This is a genomic window from Bradyrhizobium sp. GCM10028915 (assembly GCF_042666195.1).
In the GTDB taxonomy this organism is placed as follows: Bacteria; Pseudomonadota; Alphaproteobacteria; order Rhizobiales; family Xanthobacteraceae; genus Bradyrhizobium; species Bradyrhizobium canariense_D.
The window spans coordinates 1-583 of sequence record NZ_JBHTFN010000042.1; the positions used below are offsets into that span (position 1 = coordinate 1).

Here is a 583-nt window from a genome sequence, read left to right on the forward strand (position 1 = left end):
ATCGACACGCGCGTTGTCGTAGCTCCTGGCCAGCGACAGGATACCGAGGCAGGTGCGAAAGCCTTGCTCGGGATGCGGCCGGGCCGCGATGACGGCCTGGAAAACGCCGCGGCAGAGGGACCGATCTTCTCGCCGGCAGCGATCAATCCTCCCGGCGTCCATTTGCCGTAGCGGCGGTGGGCGCTCGGCATATGATCGGCGATGGTGGTATGGCCACGCCGGTTGGGCGCGCGGGCGTGGCTGGCGATCCTCTGTCCCTTGTGGAAGACCTCGATGGTCTTGTCGGCGATGCGGACATCGACGAGTTCACGGATCAGCCGATAAGGGGGGAATACCAATGGCCGTCGATCTCGACATGATAGTCGACGCGACGCGGCAACGCTTCCAGCGCGCAAAGACGTAGGGCTGGTCCGGCAGTTCTCCCAGCTTGGGAAGATCGATCTCGGCGAACAGCTCGGTCCGGCTGGAGCCAAAACCGTGCATCTGGCGGGCGTTGAGTTCGACGACGAGGCCGCGGATGGCCGCATTGAGCTCCGCCAGGGAAAAGAAGCGCTGGTTGCGCAGGCGGGCCAGGATCCAGCGC

The 583-nt window shown here is 65.0% G+C and carries 1 pseudogene; it reads right to left on the reverse strand.

The features are described from left to right. A pseudogene (locus ACFQX9_RS18290) lies at nucleotides 1–583 on the reverse strand (IS21 family transposase); the annotation flags it as partial.